We start from the raw sequence: 17,166 nt of genomic DNA, 5'->3' as shown, positions 1-17,166 counted from the left end.
TCATGCGCGGACGCCATAAGGAGGGTTTCGTGACCGAGTTCTTCAACCTGGTGGTCTCGGGGCTGGTCACCGGCGCGTTATACGCGATCCTCGCGTCCGGTCTGACGCTGAGCTATCAGACGTCCGGTGTCTTCAACTTCGGCCAGGGTGGCGTCGCGTTCTCGACCGCCTACCTGTTCTTCCAGTTGAACACCGGCCAGGGCCTGCCGATCGTGCCGAGCGCGATCATCTGTATCGGCATATTCGCACCCCTGCTGGGCTGGCTGCTGCACCGGGTGCTGTTCAACCCGCTGCGGGAGGCGTCGATCGCCGCCCGCATGGTGGCCTCGCTCGGCCTGCTGATCGCCCTGCCCTCGCTCGGGCTGTGGATCGTGGCGTTGCTGAAGGACAAGGCGCACTGGGATCTGCCCGCGATCGAGGACGTCTACCGGATCCCCGGCCTCGGCCCGAGCCCGAAGAAGATCCACGTCATCGGCGACGGCCTGGTCATCGACAGCGACCAGCTGGCGATGCTTGGCGCGGCGATCTTCTCGGCGGGGCTGCTCTACTACCTGGTCCGCCACACCCGTATCGGCCTGGAGATGCGCGCCTCGGTCAGCCGGCCGAACCTCGCCGCGCTGCGCGGTGTCGACCCGGACCGTGCGTCCGCCGTCTCCTGGATCACCTCGTGTGGGCTCGCGGGCCTGGTGGGCGTGCTGCTCGCGCCGATGTTCGGCCTGAGCTCGTTCAGCTACAACACGCTGCTGTTCATCTCGATCCCGGCCGTGGTCCTCGGCCGGATGGCCTCGATCCCGATCGCGATGCTCGGTGGCCTGCTGCTCGGCGTGGCGCAGAACCTGGTCGACGGCTACGTCGACCTCGACATCACCGGGTTCCGCACCGCGGTGCCGTTCATCATCCTGTTCGGTCTGCTGATCTACTTCGGCGCGGAGCGCGGCCGCAGCGCCGGCACGACGCAGGAGGAGAAACCGCCGGCCGACGCGCTGCGGGAGCACGGATCACCGTGGCAGCGGCGCATCCTCTGGGGAATCGGCACCATCGGCCTGCTGGCCTACACCGGCTTTGGCGCGACCGACTTCTGGGCCGGCCTGCTCGCCCAAGGCCTGGCGACGTCGATCGTGCTGCTGTCCTTCACGGTCGTCACCGGCATCGGCGGCATGGTGAGCCTCGCCCAGGCGGCCTTCGTGCTTACCGGAGCCTTCACCGCGGGCATCATGCTCGACGCCGGCGTGCCGTTCCTGCCCGCGCTGATCGCCGGCACGCTGGTCTCGGCGGTCGTCGGTCTGATCGTCGCGCTGCCCACCCGCCGGCTCGGCGGCCTGCCGCTGGCGCTGTCGACGCTGGCGCTCGCCTACGTCGGGCAGAACCTGCTCTTCCAGATCCGGAGCATCTCCAACGGCTCCGGCGGCTGGCCGGTCAACCCGGGGCACATCGGCGGGATCGACCTGACCAACCCGCGCTGGCTGGTGCTGCTCATGCTGGTGCTGGTCGGCCTCGGCGTGTGGGTCGTGCACGCGCTGCGCTCCTCCAGCACCGGGCGCGCCATGCTCGCGGTCCGGTCCAGCGAGGCTGGCGCGCGCACCAGCGGCATCGCCGTCGACCGGATGAAGCTGCTGGTGTTCGTGATCTCCGCGGGCATCGCCGGCTTCGGTGGCGTCATGCTGGCGGCGAGCCGCGGCCGGGTCACCAACACCGACTACGACGTCCTGCTGGGCCTGGTCTGGCTGGCCACCACGGTCACCCTTTCCATCCGCCGGCCGGCCGGCGCGGTGCTGGCGGGCCTGGTCATGGTGCTCGCCCCGCAGGCGCTCGAGGGCGTCCCGGCGTCGAGCTACTTCATGCAGATGCTGTTCGGTCTCGGCGCGATCGGCCTCGCGCGCGACCCGGAGGGCGGCCTGTCCGCCGGTTCGCGGGCGATGCGCGAGCGGGCCGCGCGCAAGGCCGCCAGGCAGCGGCAGGCCGGGGCGGGCTCGCTCGGCACGGTGGCGCCGCGGGTCGCCACGACGTCTCCGGTCGCCGGCGCGGCCGCGGCCGCGGACGGTGGCGGGGCGCCGGCGGCAGAGCCGGTGCTGCGGATCGCCGGTCTGAAGGCCGGATACGACGAGATCGAGGTCCTGCACGGCATCGACCTGACCGTCGGTCCCGGCGAGGCGGTCGCGCTGCTGGGCAGCAATGGCGCCGGCAAGACGACGCTGTGCTCGGTCGTCGGCGGCCTGGTCCCCGCCCGCGCGGGCGAGCTGTGGCTCGCAGGCCAGGACGTCACCGGGGTGCCGGCACGGCGGCGCGAGCGCGACAGCGTGTACCTCGCGCCCGAGGGCCGCGGCATCTTCCCCGACCTGACGGTCGAGGAGAACCTGACGCTGTGGCTGCGCGCGGCCGAGGAGCGGGAGGCCGCATATGCGGCCTTCCCGGTGCTCAAGGAGCGGCGCAACCAGGCGGCGGGCACCATGTCCGGTGGTGAGCAGCAGATGCTCACGCTCGCGCCGGCGCTGGTGCGTCCGCCGAAGCTGCTCGTCGCCGACGAGCCATCGCTCGGCCTCGCGCCGCTCATCATCGAGCAGATCTTCAATGCACTGCGGCAGCTGCAGAGCCAGGGCACCGCGCTGCTGATCGCCGAGGAGAAGACCCGCGACGCGCTGGCCATCGCCGACCGGGTCGCGTTCCTGACCGTCGGCCACATCACCTGGACAGGCCCCGCGGCCGAGGTCGACGCCGAGCGCCTGGCCACCGCCTACCTGGGCATCGTTCCCGAGACGGCCGAGACGGCCGAGACGGCGGCGGCCGGCGCCCGACCCGCCGACATCGCACCATGAGGGCCACCCTCAGGGCTTGGGTGGCCCTGAGGGCTTGGGCCGCCCCGGCGGCGCGGTACGGCCGGACGGCGCGGCACGGCACGGCACGGCCGGATATGACGGTAAGGGTGGTACCGATGGGACAAAAGTGACGGACGCGATGTCCGGCCGAACGCCCAGAGCGACGGCACCGCCACGACCCAGTCGTATACTTCCTGCAAGTTCTCCGCGGTCCGCTGCCCGCGTGGGAACGCGGTGGGTCAGCTGTGTGTCGGTCTCGGCCGGCTTGCGGACCGGCCCGCTTGCCTTTCGTGGAGAAAGGCCCTGTCGAGGCCATCGAGGGCACGGCGGGGACCCAGACTCCCGGACCCCTCGACGCGCTCTCGCGGTTGTGGGGGTATCCACTGGTCCGCGTGCGGACTGATGGGTAGGCGTTTCGCTCGACCCAGTCGAAGGAGCCAGCAACTCGGCACCCTGGACATGAGCTGAAGGAGCCGGCCATTCCTCCCAACCGCCGGACGGCGACCGCGGTGAGCCCGCTTGCGCACCACGCACCGGGCAAGCGCTCCGTCGTCGACCGCAGGAGCAGCGGAAGCCAGGTCGCCGACCACATCCGGGGCCTGATCTTCGCCGGCACCCTGCGCCAGGGCGACCACGTCCGCCAGGACGAGATCGCCGAGGAGCTGGGCGTCAGCCGCATTCCCGTGCGTGAGGCGATGATCGCGCTGGAGAGCGAGGGCTGGATCTCGATCGAGCCCCACCGCGGCGCGTTCGTCCACGGCCTGGACCTGAACTCGGTGCGCGACCACTACGCCCTGCTCGGCCAGCTCTACGGCCTGGCCTCCGAGCGGGCCACCGAGCGCGGCGACGACGACGGCATCGAGGCGCTGTCCACGGCCGAGCGCGCGCTGCGCGACGCGGAGGACCCCGACGACGTCCTGCACGCCAACGAGGCCTACCTCCGGCAGATCTTCGCGATGGCGCAGTCGCCGCGGCTGTCGTCGTTCGGCCGGCTGATGACGGGCGTCATTCCGGGCAACTTCTTCGCCCTCGTTCCCGGCACGATCCAGCCACAGAAACGCGGCATCGCCGCGGTCAACCGTGCCATCAAGGCCCGCAACGGCCAGCGCGCCTCCGCGGATTTCGTCAAGATGCTGCGCGGCCACGGCGACCTCGTCGTCGACCTCCTCAAGTCCCGCAACATCCTCTGGACCCCCGAGGACTGACCCGGCGCTGAATCGTGTCAGATCCTGGTGCCTATACACACCCCCAACTGACACGAAAAGAATCCCAGGCGGCGAGCTGTGTCAGATGGCGGTGCCTATTGGCGCTCTCATCTGACACGATCCGATGCGCGCGGGGCGCGTGGGGCGACCAGGGCGGTCGTCGTGGGTCCAGCCCGTCACCCTGGTGAGGATTTTCGGGCCGTCAGCGGCCCGTTCAGCCGCGCACAGCTGACTACTGAGCGTTGTATGCCCAGGTTGGCGGGGCGTGTGGAGCGGGCGGCCCGATAACCGCCAGGTTGGGGTGGAATTCTCGGTTCCCTGGGATGGAGAACTCCGCCCGAGCGGTGGGTCAGCGCTTTTCGTAGGTGATACCGGCGGCCTCGGCGTCCCAGGTGGTGGGAGTGACGCCCTGGGTGCGCAGGTCACGCTTGAGGACGCGGCCCACGGGGCTGCGGGGCAGCTCGTCGCGGAACTCGATGTAGCGGGGGATCGCGAAGTACGGCAGCGCGTCCACGCACCAGCGGAAGAGCTGCTCCTCGGTGAGCGTCGAGCCCGCCGCGCGGGTCGCCGTGACCTTCACGTCGTCCTCGGTGAGCTTGCTGAAGACGGCGTGCACGGCGACGTCGGCGAGCTCACCGTGGCCCATCAGGATGCGCTCGACGTCGAAGCTGGAGATGTTCTCGCCACGTCGGCGCAGGTAGTCGGCCTTGCGGTCGATGAAGAAGAGGAAGTCGTCGGTGTCGATCCGGCCGATGTCGCCGGTGTGGTACCACCAGTTCCGGCTGGTCTCGACGGTCGCCTCCGGCCGGCCCCAGTAGCCCTCGAACATGACGTGCGCGAGCTTCGGGCGGATGACTATCTCGCCGTCGGTGCCGCTGGGCAGCTCGTTGTCCTCGTCGTCGAAGATCCGGACGTCGAAGTAGTCCTTGTTGATCATTCCGGCGGCGCGCGGCTTGTTGCGGATGCCTGGGGGCAGGGTGGAGATGAGGCTGGCCTCGGTGACGCCGTAGGCGCCGGAGAACGTGTCGATGCCGAACCGGCCGCGCAGGATGTCGTCGACCTCGGGCGGCAGCGGGGCCGCGCCCATCATCCGCAGCGACGTGTTCGCCTCGGGCGCTCCGGACTTCGGCATCTCCGGCCGGTCGACATCGTGGGCCAGCAGATAGGCCATCGTGCCGAGCGTCGAGGTCAGGGTCGCGCCTGCGCGGTTCATCTCCGGCCAGAAGTTCGAGACCGAGAACTTCCGGTAGATCGCCGAGCGCCCGCCGAAGACCAACGCGCCGATAACGGCGGTGGTCAGCGCGTTGTAGTGGAACAGCGGCAGCGGCGTCCACAGCACGTCGTCGGCGGTCCGCCCCCAGGTGACGCCGATCTGGGTGGCCAGCGCCTCGTGGTAGTTGTGGCTGAGCATGCAGCCCTTGGACGGGCCGGTCGTGCCGCCGGTGTAGATGAAGGTCGCGAGGTCCGACGGCCGGCGCTCGACCGGGGCGGCGAGCGGGTTCGCGCTCGCCAGGTCGTCCCAGCGGTGGGCGGTGGCCCCGGGGAACTCGACCGGATCCGGCCCGGTCACCACGACGTGGCGCAGCGCTTCGATGTCACCGGTGACGGCCTGGGCCCGGTCGGCCAGGTCCGCCGCGACGACGAGCACGGTCGCGCCCGAGTCACGCAGCTGGTGACGCAGGTACTCGCCCTTGTAGGCGGTGTTGATCGGCACCGCGATGCCGCCGGCCCACTGGGTGGCCCACCAGACGAGCATCGCCTCCGGCGAGTTCTCCAGCAGGCTCGCGACCCGGTCGCCCGGCCGGACGCCGAGCTCGCCCACCAGCGCGGCACCGAGGGCCGCGGCCGTCTGGGCGACCTCGGCGGCGCTGAACTTGGCGCCGTTCACGTCGAGGTACTCCGAGTCCGGGTCCTTCTCGGTGCGTGCCAGCAGCAGCGCGGTGGTGGTGTGCCGGGGAGCGCTACCCCAGACGCCGTCGGTCACGTGGCTCTCCCGCATCTCGTCGTCGGGCGGACGGGTCTTGTGGACCAGGGACACAACGCTGTTGATCGCTGGTCAGTGGTGGCGACGGCGGCTGGCCGCCCCGGCGTCCGCCTGGGTCGTGACGCCTGATTGTATATCTTATCCATCTGGCGTCCACCTCCCTGGTGACGGTCGGGCGCGCCTCAGCGGCGGGGGCAGGACGGCGCTGGCGTGCCCGCCTCGATGCGATCCAGAGCTAGCGGTCGGCCTCAGTGATCATTACGCGGTCCCTGTCCGGGGAAAGGCCATCGGACTGCCGGTGCAGGCTTCGGTTCGGCGATTGGTGGTAGGTGACGGCCCGGATCAGGACCTCGAACGGTCCGCGGCGCCCCGCTCGCCGCATCCGGTCGGCCAGGACCACGGTGAGGAGCCATGTCGTGATGGCGAGGCCTGCGGTGGCGGTCGCGGACAAGGTGCCGGAGAGGTCGAGCAGGAAGGGAGTGAAGGCGACGGTCCAGACCACGGACTGTGCCAGGTAGCAGGTCATCGATCGCTGGCCGACGGCGGCGATCGCGTCGACCACCGGCCGCGGGCGCTCTGGGAATTGAGGCCGGACGGCGGCCAGTGACAACAACGAGGCGTAGCCGAACCCGCCCAGGACCCCCGTCGCGCTGTGCAGGGCGGCCAGGAACTCGAGCGACTGCTGGTCGGGGGGCGTTTCCGCGCCCGCGAGGACAAGCGAGATCGGTTGCGCGCCGAGCACGGCGGCGCCGATCCCGACCGACGCCGTGACGAGCAGGAACGTCCGGTGCAGCTCCGGCTGTTCCAGGATGCGCCGGCGCCCCGCCCACAGTCCGACCGCGAACGGGCACACGAAGCCGACAGGCCCAAGAAGGGCGATGAAGGAGGACACCTGCGCCCGCTCGGCGATCATGGTGCCGACATTCGGCGGGAGCATCGAAACATCTGGCGGGTCGGTGCTTATTGTCGAGAACGCGCCGCTCGGCAGCGCGGTGAGTAGGAAGAACAGGAAGGCGGTCACCAGCAGCCTGCTGTCCTTCCAGCGTACGAGCCAGGCTCCGACGAGCAGCAGCACTCCGTATGCGCTCAGGATGTCGCCGGCATAGAGCAGCACCGCGTGCAGGAAACCCACGGTCACCAGCACCGCTCCGCGGCGCCAGAGCAGATGCCGCACGGAGCGCGGCCCGAGCGCCTCGTTCCGGCGCACGATCTGGGCGGCTCCATACCCGAACAGCAGCCCGAACATCGGAAACGCCCGGCCGTCGACGAAGGTCGAGATCAGCCAGATGACAGCCGCGTCGGCACCCGAGCCGTCCCGCGGGTAACCGCCGAGCACCGATGATCCGCGCAGGAAATAGTGCGAGTTCGCCAGGGCGATGAACAGCAGCATGAATCCACGTGCGAGGTCGGGCCCAAGGGCGCGCGACTCGGGAGTCGTGGGTCTGGACAGTGTCGACGTCACCAGGACAATAAAGGCCGTCCACCACCGCCGGCACATCGGCCGAAGGCCGCCACTCTCTCGACTTTGGTTGATCCGGACTACTCGGGTGGACCGCCGACCACCTGGCCGAGATCCCCGACCGCGACTGGCGGTGGGGCACGGCGACGGCCCGCCAGCGGCTCGTTCACCGTCTCGGAACCCTCGGCCGTCCTGGAACCCTCGGCGAGCTGACCGCCCGCGGCGGCGAGCTGGCGGAACTGGGGCAGCTCGCCAGGGCGATGCGCGACGACCTGCTCACCCGTTGGCCCTCCCTCGAACCGCTCCCAGCATTGGTTGAATAATGTATATAACCTGCGTATGGTGGGCCCGTCGGGGTCGCCGCCGAACGCCGGTCGACGGCGACCCCGATCATCTGTCTTGCGGTCGGCTGCCTTCGGACGCCGCCGGTCGGGAGAGACCGTTTGCGGGGCGGTGCCTTCGGGCGTCACCGTGGACCGACCAGATGTCGGCTCCGCCACGAGCCGGCGAGGCCGTTGGCCGCGGGACTGTCGGTGGAGGACGAATGCGTGACGCTGTGATCTGCAGTCCGGTGCGAACCCCGGTGGGTGGTTACGGCGGCTCGTTGCGGCCGTTGGCCGTGCACGAGCTGGGTGCGGCGGTGGTGCGTGCGCTGGTGGAGCGGACGGGGCTCGGGGCGGCGGACGTCGACGACGTGCTGTTCGGTTGCTGCTACCCGAGCATGGAGGCCCCGGCGTTGGGTCGGGTCATCGCGTTGGACGCGGGGCTGGGGGTCGAGGTTCCCGGCCTGCAGGTCGACCGTCGCTGTGGCTCCGGGGTGCAGACCCTGGTGACCGCGGCGATGCAGGTGCAGACCGGTGTCAGCGATCTGATCATCGCTGGTGGCGCGGAGAGCATGAGCAACGCGCCGTTCTTCTCCCACGAGAGCCGCTGGGGCGTGCGCGGCGGGGGCCTGACCTTCCACGACGCGCTCGCGCGCGGGCGCGTCACCGCGGGCGGCAGGAACTTCCCCGTGCCGGGCGGGATGATCGAGACGGCGGAGAACCTGCGCAGCCAGTACTCGATCCCTCGGGCGGAGCAGGACGAGCTGGCGCTGCGCTCGCATCAGCGGGCCGTCGCCGCGCAGCGGGCCGGGAAGTTCGACGACGAGATCATCCCGGTCACCGTCCCCGGCAAGCGGGAAAGCGTGGTCGTCACCACCGACGAACACCCGCGGCCGGACTCCTCGCTGGAAACCCTGGCCAGGCTCAAACCGATCATGGGTAAGGGCGACCCGGAGGCGACCGTCACCGCCGGCAACGCCAGTGGCCAGAACGACGGCGCGTCGGCCTGCATCGTCACCCACCCGCAGGAGGCCGAACGTCTCGGGCTGCGCCCGCTGGCCCGGCTGGTCTCGTGGGCGGTCGCCGGGGTGCCGCCGCGCACCATGGGGATCGGCCCGGTGCCGGCGACGGCGAAGGCGCTGGAGCGCGCCGGGCTGAAGTTCGCCGACCTGGACCTGATCGAGGTCAACGAGGCGTTCGCGGCCCAGGTGCTCGCCTGCACCCGGGAGTGGGGCGTGACCGAGGCCGACTGGGAGCGGATCAACGTCAACGGCTCGGGCATCTCGCTCGGCCACCCGGTGGCCGCGACCGGCGGGCGGATCCTCGCGACCCTGCTGCACGAGATGCACCGGCGGGACGCCCGCTACGGCCTGGAGACCCTGTGCATCGGCGGCGGCCAGGGCATCGCCGCCATCTTCGAGAAGCTCGACTGAGCTGGCGAAAAGCTGAGCTGGCGAAAAGCTGGACTGGCGAAAGTTGGAGAAGGAGACCCGGTGGACCTTGGCTTGGGCGGCGCGGCCGTCGTCGTCAGCGGGGGCTCGAAGGGGATGGGTCGGGCGGCCGTCGAGAGCTTCGCTCGTGAGGGAGCGCGTGTCGCCGTGCTCGCCCGCGGCAAGGCGGCGCTCGACGAGACCACCGAACGCGCGCTCGCGCTCGGCGCGGCCGAGGCGGTCGGGATCGTCACCGACCTGACCGCCGCCGCGTCGGTGACCGCCGCCTTCGCGGAGGTGGACGACCGCTGGGGTGAGCTGAACGTGCTCGTGAACGCGGCCGGGCCGGTCGAGGTGGGCATCAAGGGGTTCGAGGGGTCCGACGACGCGGAATGGGTCGCGACGTTCGACATCGGCACGCTGTCGGCGGTGCGGACGGTGCGGTCCGCGCTGCCACTGCTGCGCGCCGCCGCCTGGGCCCGGATCGTCAACGTCTCGGCGCACTCGACCCGACGGCAGTCGCCCGGCCTGGTCGCCTACACGGCGGCCAAGGCGGCGCTGACCAGCCTCAGCAAGAACCTGGCGCAGTCGCTCGCCCCCGACGGGATCCTCGTCAACACCGTCTCGCCCGGCTCGTACCTGTCCGAGGGCATGAAGGGCTACCTGCGGGCGCTGCCCGCCAGCCGCGGCATCGACCCGGACAGTCTCACCGACGCGATGCGCGTCATCAGGGAGGACTTCGGGCACCCGGCGTTCCTGCCACGCGCGGGCGACCCGGCGGAGATCGGCCCGGTCATCGCCTTCGTCGGCTCCAGGACCAACTCGTACATGACCGGCGCCGACATCAACGTCGACGGCGGCAGCGACTTCTGAACTGGCTGATCTCGTGAACTACGGCGCCGCCTCCGGGAGCGGGGTCTGGCCGAGCCGCACCACTCCTGCCTCGTAGGCGAGGATGGTCAACTGCACGCGGTCGCGCGCTCCGAGCTTGTCGAGCAGGTGGCTGACATGGGTCTTGGTCGTGGCCAGGCTGATGAACAGCCGCTGGGAGATCTCGGCGTTCGACATGCCCTGGGCGACCGCGGCGAGCAGCTCCCGCTCACGGGAGGTCAGCCGGCCCACCAGCTCCTGATGACGGGCGGAAGGCGCCGGCACCGTGGCGAAGTGGGTGATGAGCCGGCGGGTGATCCGCGGCGCCAGCAGTGCCTCGCCCGCGGCGACGACGCGTACCGCGGCCAGCAGGTCGGCCGCCGTGACGTCCTTGAGGAGGAACCCGCTCGCGCCCGCGCGCAGAGCCTCGTGCACATACCGGTCGATCTCGAAGGTGGTCAGGATGAGCACGCGGGTGTCGGCCGTGGCCGGGTCCTCCGCGATCCGCCTGGTCGCGGCCACGCCGTCGAGGTGGGGCATCCGGATGTCCATCAGCAGCACGTCCGGCCGGCAGCGGCGGGCCAGCGCGACGGCCTCCAGCCCGTCGCCGGCCTGGCCGACCACCTCCATGTCCTGCGCGGAGTCGAGCAACGCGACGAAGCCGCTACGGACGAGTTCCTGGTCCTCGACGACCCCGACTCTGATCACGGGCGCTCCGGATGGGGCAGTTCGGCGCGGACCTCGAAACCGCCGCCGGGGCGAGGGGCCGCGCTGAACCCGCCGCCGAAGAGCGCGGCCCGTTCCCGCATGCCGGTAATGCCGTGACCAGCGCGGGCGGGCGCCACGATCGTTCCGTTGCCGTCGTCGCTCACCGTCACGAGCAGGGCATCGGGGCGGTAGACGAGGACGACGTCGGCGGCGGTTCCGCCGGCATGTCGCAGGACGTTTGTCAGCGCCTCCTGGACGATGCGGTACCCGCACGCCTCGGCCGCCGAGGACAGCGTCCGCGGCACGCCCTCGACCGCGACCCGCACGGTCAGCCCGGCGTCCTGGAACCGGCGGACCAGGGGTTCGACGTCGGCGAGGCTGTGTACCGGGTCCGCGGTGTCCTCATCCGGTTCGCCACCCTCGTCACGCAGAACCGCGAGCAGCCGGCGTAGCTCGTCGAGGGCGTCGCGGCTGGTCGCCCCGATGACTCCGAGAGACCGTCCAGCGGCGTCCGGGTCGGTGTTCGCGAGGTGCTCGCCCACGGTCGCCTGAACGGCGATGACGCTGACCGTGTGGGACAGGATGTCGTGCAGCTCCCGGGCTATGCGCAGCCTCTCCTCGGACACCAGCAGGGCCGCGCGGTCCGCCTCGGCCGCCGCCCGCTGCTCGGCGGTGTCGGCCCGCGCCACCAGCATGGCCCGGCGGTCGCGCAGCAGCCGGCCGCTCAGCCAGGACGCCCCGATGAGGCCGTACGTCCAGCTCACGTTGTCCGGCCCCAGCCCAGGCGGATGGGCGAGAACGACGATCCCGAACCCGGCGGCACCGATGCCGAGGCCGGCCGCCGCGGCCGGTGGGTCGCCATGGTAGGCGAGCGAGAGCAGCAGCACGCAGGCGACGAGTGGGAGCACATCGGTAACGTCGTGCCCGCGCAGCGTCATGACGACGATGGCGCAGGTGCAGACGGTCACCGCGGCGAGCGGGTACACCCGCCGCCAGGCGATCACCACCGTGCCCGCGACCGCGAGCGCCACGGTGAGCGCGTCAGGCCTCTCGAACCCCGTCTGCCGCCACGCGACATGGGCGACCAGCCAGGCGACGACCACCGTGACGGGGACGGCGACGACGCTGTCCAGCAACCGCGGGCGCGGCGAGCGTGACACCCGCGGCACCCGCGGCGAACGAGCGGCCTCAAGGGAGGAACGCGGCGAACGCAGGGCCGAGCCGAGCAGCAGCAGGACCTTGCCACGAGCGGCGTCGATCGTGCCGCCCGCCCGCGAACGGGCGGTCCGCACCTGCGTCGACATGGCCACGGGCGGAGCGTATGTGGAGGCCGCCCGCCCAGGAATCGTTCGCAAGGATGACGCCGCCGGTCTGGACGTCCTTCTGAAGTGAGGAAGGCCGGCGACCCGCGCCCGATGTGGCGGCCGGGTCGCAACCGTGATTCTCCAGGTGACCGGTCGGCGTCGGTGCCGGCCTGAACCGGGAGACATTCATGATCGGCCGCAGTTCCGCGGTGCGCCAGGCGACGATTTTCATCGGTCTCGTCTACGCCGCCGTCATCGCCATCGCACTCCTGTTCCCGGGTCGGGACGGACCAGCACCGCTTCTGTCGATTTTCGTGCCGACCCTCGCGGTGGTGGCCGTGACCTTCGGGTTCACGCCCCGTGGCCGTCGGCGGGAGATCTGGGCCGGCATGGGCCTGAACCGGCCGGGCTGGCGACTATGGCCGGCGGCCATCCTGGTTCCCGCCGCGGTGGTCACGGTTCCGTATGTCATCGCCTGGGCGGCCGGCATGATCGGCGTGCACGAGGTCCTCATCTCCCTGCCCGACCTTTTCCTCACGGTCGTGGTGTTCACGGTCGTCATCCTGGGGGAGGAGATCGGCTGGCGGGGCTTCCTGCTGCCACGGCTGCAGTCCATCCTTCCCCGGAACCGGGCGGCCGTGGCCACCGGTTTCCTGCACGGCCTCTTCCACGTTCCGCTGCTGACCATGACGGCCAGCTACGACGCCGACGGGAGCCGGTGGATCATCACGCCCGTCGTGGTTCTCGCGGTCACCTGCGCCGGGGTCTTCTATGCGTGGCTTCGCGACGCCAGCGGCAGCATCTGGCCGGTCGCCGTCGCCCATAACATGGTCAACTCCGTGGTGGACTACGCCTCGACCATCGTCGTCGCCTCCTCGCCGAGTGCCCTCGCCTACCTTGCCGGCGAGTCCGGTCTCGGCACACTCGCGGCCATCGCCGCCGTCGCCGGCTGCCTGCTCGTCGGGCCCCACCGCCGTACCGCTCCCGCCGGCGCGCGCCGTGGCGACGATGGGATCAACGACGGGATCGACGACGGGATGAAACGAGGCGGGGCGTTCACGGACCTGGATGGTGGGACGACGGTGTCACAGGTCGGGGGAGATGCCCCAGGAGCCGCCGAAGCTCTCCCCGGGCTCCAGGACGCGTAGTCCCTCACCGGAGTTGAAGGCGTCAGCGGGGCAGGTCTGCGGCTCGACGGCGATGCTGCGGCGCCGCTCGTGGGCGCTGAGCGTGTCGCCGGTGAACACCTGGATGTAGTCCCAGGCCTCGTCCATCCAGACGGTGACGGACCCGCCGCCGGCCGGCGCGGCGAGGACGACGCGAGCGCGGCCGTCGGGGTCGCGGCGCGGCGCGGCGAAGCAGTGGTCGATGATCAGCGGCCCGACGGGGCGCGCGGCGCGGAAGTCGAACGGCCCACCCGCGACGTCCTGGGTCCCGGTCGGGATCAACCGGTCGTCGACGAGCAGCACCCGCTCCGTCGGCAGGGTGAGCGTGACGTCGTCGGCGCGCACCGGCGCGCCGCCCGGCCCGGGAACCAGCAGATACGGATGGGCGCCCAGGCCGACCGGTGCGGGGGTCGCCGACAGGTTGGTCGCCGTCATGGCGACCGTCAGGCCGTCGTCGCCGAGTCGGTATGCGGCGCTGACGGCGACGGTGAACGGGTAGCCGGACTGGGCACGCACCACGAACGACGCGGTGGCCGCCGCGGGGCCGGTCCGCTCCAGCTCCCAGGCCGACCAGCGGGCGAGGCCGTGGATCGCGTTGCCGGTCTTGGCCTCGCTGATCGGGAGCTGCTGGGTCTTCCCGCCCCATGGGTAGCGTCCGCCGGCGATCCGGTTCGGCCAGGGCGCGAGCAGCTGGCCGCTGCTGTGCGGCGCCATGGCGTCGGCGGGGTAGCCGTCGAGCACCCGGACGCCGCCCACCCGGTAGTCACGCAGCCCGCCGCCGACCTCGACGATCGTGACGGTGCTGTCGGCATGGCTGAGCTCCAGCTGCCGCCCGGACGGCGCGATGGGTTCCACCGGGCCAGTATGGCGGGGCGCCGGCGGGCGCCGGCGGGCGCCGGCGCGAGCCGGGCCCGCGTACGCGGGCCCGGCTCGCCACCCATCAGCGCCTGGTCAGCGCCTGGTCAGCGGCCGACCCAGTTCGGCTTGCGCTTCTGGGCGAACGCGGTCGCCCCCTCCTTGGCGTCCTCGCTGGCGAAGACCGGGGCCACGGCCTTGCCGATGCCGTCCCAGTCGGCCGCCGGCACCTCGCCGTGCATCAGCGCCTTGGTGACCTGGACGGCCAGCGGGCCGTTGTCCGCGATCGCGTCCGCGAGCTCGAGCGCGGTCGTCAGCACGTCGGCGGCCGGGACGACCCGGTTGACCAGGCCCACCTCGTAGAGCCGCGCGGCCATGACGGGCTTGCCGGTGAGGCCGAGCTCGAGCGCGAAGGCGAGCGGCACCCGGGTCGGCAGGCGGGTGCCGCCGCCGGCCGCGATCAGGCCGCGGGAGACCTCGGGCAGGCCGAACTTGGCGGTCTCCGCGGCGACGATGAGGTCGCAGAACAGCGCCAGCTCGAAGCCGCCGCCGACGGCGGTGCCGTTGACCGCCGCGATGATCGGCTTGGGGTACGCCTGCCGCATGAAGATGCCCAGGCCGGGGCCCTGCACCTCCATCGCGCCCGGGGTGACGAAGGCCTTGAGGTCCATGCCGGCGCAGAAGATCTTCTCGCCGGCGGCCGTGAGGACGACGGCACGGACCTCGTTGTCCTTCGCCGCCTCCTCGAAGGCGTAGCCGATCCCGGTCATGGTGGCGCCGTCGAGCGAGTTGCCGGCGTTCGGCCGGTTGATGGTGACGACGGTGACCGGACCACGCCGTTCGACGTCGACGGACATGTGCAGCTCCTTCGCGGGCGCTGACGCGCTGGGTGGCGTCGCTGGTTCGTGGGCGTGGCTGGCCGAGGGCCAGAACCACATTCTTACCTAAAAGAACGGCAATCAACGGACGTCGCCCGACGATCCGCGTCCCGACGGCCGCGGCGGCCGAGGTCTCGCCCCCTAGAACTTGATTCCTATCAGGGGTTGGCCACCGGCGCGCGTGCCCGTGGCGACCGGCGTGACCGGCATGATCGGCAAACCTCGGGTGGCGCCGCCTTCCCCGGCATCCGGCTGTCGTTCAGGCGGGATCGGCGCCGTGAGCGCAGGCCGGGGGTGGCCGCCGCCCTGGCGCCGCCAGGAATGTCGGGCGGTACGTATCGTAGAACGACGATCTTTTCCGGCTGGCGGCCGGCGGTTCCTGCTAAAAGACGTGTGACGGCCACGCCGGCGGACCTGTGACGATCGCTGCGAACAGTTGCGCGCCCTGACCGCCGGATGCAAGCGTCTAGACACTGATGCCCAGGCCTGAGCAGGCTTTCCGTGTCGCGCCGCGGGCGCGTCGCAGGCGGTCGCTCGGTCTGCCTGTGGCCCTTGACGAGCGGGAGTGCGGATGACGATCGCGATGCTGCTGGACATGGCCCGCGGCGCCTATGGCGAGCGAATCGCCCTGGGCTCGCGCTCCGGTGGCGGATTGTCATATGAGGAGCTGGGGGCCCGGGTCGCCGCCGGCGCTGCCGCGATCAAGGCGTCCGGTGCCGAGCGGGTGGCGTTCATCGGCGTCAATGGGCCGGCGTTCCCCGTCGTCCTGTTCGCCGCCGCCTCCGCCGGAGTGCCGATCGCGCCGCTGAACTACCGCCTGTCCGCCGAGCAGCTGCGTGGCCAGATCGCCCAGCTCGGCGCCGCCCTGGTCATCGCGGACGAGGTCTACCGGGGCGCGGTCGAGGGCGTCGACGGCGTCGCGGGCCTCGTCACCACCGAGGAGTGGTTCGCCGCCACTGCCACCCCGCTGCCCGACGCGGACCCGTTCGCGGACCTCGACCCGCTGGACGTCGACCCGGACGCCACCGGCGTCCTGCTGTTCACCAGCGGCACCACGTCCGCGCCCAAGCGGGTCATCCTGCGGCACTCGAACCTGATCTCCTACGTCCTGCAGACGGTCGAGTTCGCCTCGGCGGAGGAGGACGACGCGATCCTGGTGAGCGTCCCGCCGTACCACATCGCGGGCGTCGGCACGGTGCTGACGAACATCTACTCAGGCCGTCGGCTGTGCTACCTGCCGAACTTCGACGCGCGGGTCTGGCTCGACACGGTCCGCGTCGAGCGGATCAGCAACGTCATGCTGGTGCCGACGATGCTGGTGCGGATCGTCGAGCTGCTCGACGGCAAGCCGGCGGAGGCCCCGCACCTGCGCTCCCTCGCCTACGGTGGCGCCCGGATGCCCGGACAGGTGCTCGAGTCCGCGCTCGCCGCGTTCCCGGACACCGGGTTCGTCAACGCCTACGGCCTGACCGAGACCAGCTCGACGATCGCCGTGCTCGGCCCCGACGACCACCGCGAGGCGTTCTCCTCCGACGACCCCGCGGTGCGGGCCCGGCTTGGCTCGGCCGGCCGTCCGGTGCCTGGCGTGGAGTTCCAGATCCGCGACGAGGCCGGCAACCCGGTCGGCGTCGGCGAGCCTGGCCTGCTGTGGGTGCGCGGCGAGCAGGTGTCCGGCGAGTACGAGGGCCTGGGCTCGGTACTCGACGAGGAGGGCTGGTTCCCGACCAAGGACGGCGCCTACCTCGACGCCGACGGCTACGTGTTCATCACGGGCCGCAGCGACGACACCATCATCCGCGGCGGCGAGAACATCGCCCCCGCCGAGATCGAGGACGTCCTCGGCCGGCACCCGAAGCTGCGCGACGTCGCCGTGTTCGGCGCGCCCGACGACACCTGGGGCCAGAAGATCATCGCCGCCGTCGTCGTCCTGCCCGACGAGACGGCGACCGCCGACGAACTGCGCGACTATGTCCGCGCCCGCCTGCGCGGCTCCCGCACCCCCGACGAGGTGGTCTTCGTCGAGGAGCTTCCGTACACCCCCACCGGCAAGCTCCTGCGCAACCAGGTGGCCCAGCTCGTCGCCGATCGAGCCGAGGACGAGCCGGTCGGTTCCTGAGGCGCGCCGGTCCGTCGGTCTCCACGGATCGGTGGAGGCCGACGCGTTGGACGTC

12 protein-coding genes are annotated in these 17,166 nt (G+C 71.3%); 6 read left to right on the top strand and 6 right to left on the bottom strand.

Features of this window, described 5'->3' with window-relative positions; all coding sequences use genetic code 11:
* Window positions 1–29 precede the first annotated feature (29 nt).
* Together FRCN3DRAFT_RS0230115 and FRCN3DRAFT_RS0230110 are read left to right on the top strand one after the other, a co-directional pair.
* Window positions 30–2,813 (top strand): ABC transporter permease subunit, encoded by a 2,784-nt coding sequence (locus FRCN3DRAFT_RS0230115; RefSeq protein WP_007509736.1) that lies wholly within the window; start codon window positions 30–32, stop codon window positions 2,811–2,813.
* 509 nt (window positions 2,814–3,322) lie between these two features.
* Window positions 3,323–4,018 (top strand): GntR family transcriptional regulator, encoded by a 696-nt coding sequence (locus FRCN3DRAFT_RS0230110; protein ID WP_007509734.1) that lies wholly within the window; start codon window positions 3,323–3,325, stop codon window positions 4,016–4,018.
* 349 nt (window positions 4,019–4,367) lie between these two features.
* On the opposite strand, the gene FRCN3DRAFT_RS0230105 is transcribed toward FRCN3DRAFT_RS0230110, so the two are convergent.
* Complete coding sequence (locus FRCN3DRAFT_RS0230105; protein WP_027141071.1) at window positions 4,368–6,002, bottom strand: AMP-binding protein; 1,635 nt, start codon at window positions 6,000–6,002, stop codon at window positions 4,368–4,370.
* A 235-nt stretch (window positions 6,003–6,237) separates the two neighbouring features.
* Entirely contained in the window at window positions 6,238–7,464 is a 1,227-nt protein-coding gene (locus tag FRCN3DRAFT_RS0230100; protein WP_198536051.1) for a DUF418 domain-containing protein, read from the bottom strand.
* A gap of 541 nt (window positions 7,465–8,005) precedes the next feature.
* Here FRCN3DRAFT_RS0230100 and FRCN3DRAFT_RS0230095 point away from each other — a divergent pair.
* Together FRCN3DRAFT_RS0230095 and FRCN3DRAFT_RS0230090 are read left to right on the top strand one after the other, a co-directional pair.
* Window positions 8,006–9,217, top strand: coding sequence for an acetyl-CoA C-acetyltransferase (locus FRCN3DRAFT_RS0230095; protein WP_007509729.1), 1,212 nt, complete (start codon window positions 8,006–8,008; stop codon window positions 9,215–9,217).
* A 60-nt stretch (window positions 9,218–9,277) separates the two neighbouring features.
* The gene (locus FRCN3DRAFT_RS0230090; RefSeq protein WP_007509727.1) at window positions 9,278–10,087 is read left to right on the top strand and encodes an SDR family NAD(P)-dependent oxidoreductase; all 810 of its coding nucleotides are present in this window, start codon (window positions 9,278–9,280) and stop codon (window positions 10,085–10,087) included.
* A gap of 18 nt (window positions 10,088–10,105) precedes the next feature.
* Here the strand turns inward: FRCN3DRAFT_RS0230090 and FRCN3DRAFT_RS0230085 are convergent, their stop codons facing one another.
* Window positions 10,106–10,792 carry a response regulator gene (locus FRCN3DRAFT_RS0230085; RefSeq protein WP_007509724.1) on the bottom strand — a complete coding sequence of 229 codons (687 nt, stop codon included), beginning with the start codon at window positions 10,790–10,792 and terminating at the stop codon, window positions 10,106–10,108.
* Window positions 10,789–12,096: a sensor histidine kinase gene (locus tag FRCN3DRAFT_RS0230080; RefSeq protein ID WP_007509722.1), complete on the bottom strand. Its 1,308-nt coding sequence runs from the start codon at window positions 12,094–12,096 to the stop codon at window positions 10,789–10,791. The genes FRCN3DRAFT_RS0230085 and FRCN3DRAFT_RS0230080 overlap by 4 nt, the downstream gene beginning before the upstream one ends.
* Before the next feature lie 188 nt (window positions 12,097–12,284).
* Between FRCN3DRAFT_RS0230080 and FRCN3DRAFT_RS0230075 the strand changes: the two genes are divergently transcribed.
* Complete coding sequence (locus tag FRCN3DRAFT_RS0230075) at window positions 12,285–13,244, top strand: type II CAAX endopeptidase family protein (protein ID WP_007509721.1); 960 nt, start codon at window positions 12,285–12,287, stop codon at window positions 13,242–13,244.
* Here FRCN3DRAFT_RS0230075 and FRCN3DRAFT_RS0230070 read toward each other — a convergent pair.
* Together FRCN3DRAFT_RS0230070 and FRCN3DRAFT_RS0230065 are read right to left on the bottom strand one after the other, a co-directional pair.
* Window positions 13,182–14,117: an aldose 1-epimerase family protein gene (locus tag FRCN3DRAFT_RS0230070; protein WP_007509719.1), complete on the bottom strand. Its 936-nt coding sequence runs from the start codon at window positions 14,115–14,117 to the stop codon at window positions 13,182–13,184. The two genes, FRCN3DRAFT_RS0230075 and FRCN3DRAFT_RS0230070, sit on opposite strands and share 63 nt — an antisense overlap.
* 107 nt (window positions 14,118–14,224) lie before the next feature.
* Entirely contained in the window at window positions 14,225–14,974 is a 750-nt protein-coding gene (locus FRCN3DRAFT_RS0230065; RefSeq protein WP_007509718.1) for an enoyl-CoA hydratase-related protein, read from the bottom strand.
* 592 nt (window positions 14,975–15,566) lie between these two features.
* Between FRCN3DRAFT_RS0230065 and FRCN3DRAFT_RS0230060 the strand changes: the two genes are divergently transcribed.
* Window positions 15,567–17,111, top strand: coding sequence for a class I adenylate-forming enzyme family protein (locus FRCN3DRAFT_RS0230060; protein WP_007509716.1), 1,545 nt, complete (start codon window positions 15,567–15,569; stop codon window positions 17,109–17,111).
* Window positions 17,112–17,166 lie beyond the last annotated feature (55 nt).

The sequence above is a fragment of the Pseudofrankia saprophytica genome, from assembly GCF_000235425.2.
GTDB lineage: Bacteria > Actinomycetota > Actinomycetes > Frankiales > Frankiaceae > Pseudofrankia > Pseudofrankia saprophytica.
This window is presented reverse-complemented; position numbering and strand designations above follow the sequence as displayed.

What these genes read in the sequence shown, in the direction of transcription:
- FRCN3DRAFT_RS0230065 (WP_007509718.1), bottom strand. Translation starts at nt 14,974, where the DNA reads ATGTCCGTCGACGTCGAACGGCGTGGTCCGGTCACCGTCGTCACCATC.
- FRCN3DRAFT_RS0230095 (WP_007509729.1), top strand. Translation starts at nt 8,006, where the DNA reads ATGCGTGACGCTGTGATCTGCAGTCCGGTGCGAACCCCGGTGGGTGGT.
- FRCN3DRAFT_RS0230075 (WP_007509721.1), top strand. Translation starts at nt 12,285, where the DNA reads ATGATCGGCCGCAGTTCCGCGGTGCGCCAGGCGACGATTTTCATCGGT.
- FRCN3DRAFT_RS0230060 (WP_007509716.1), top strand. Translation starts at nt 15,567, where the DNA reads ATGACGATCGCGATGCTGCTGGACATGGCCCGCGGCGCCTATGGCGAG.
- FRCN3DRAFT_RS0230080 (WP_007509722.1), bottom strand. Translation starts at nt 12,096, where the DNA reads ATGTCGACGCAGGTGCGGACCGCCCGTTCGCGGGCGGGCGGCACGATC.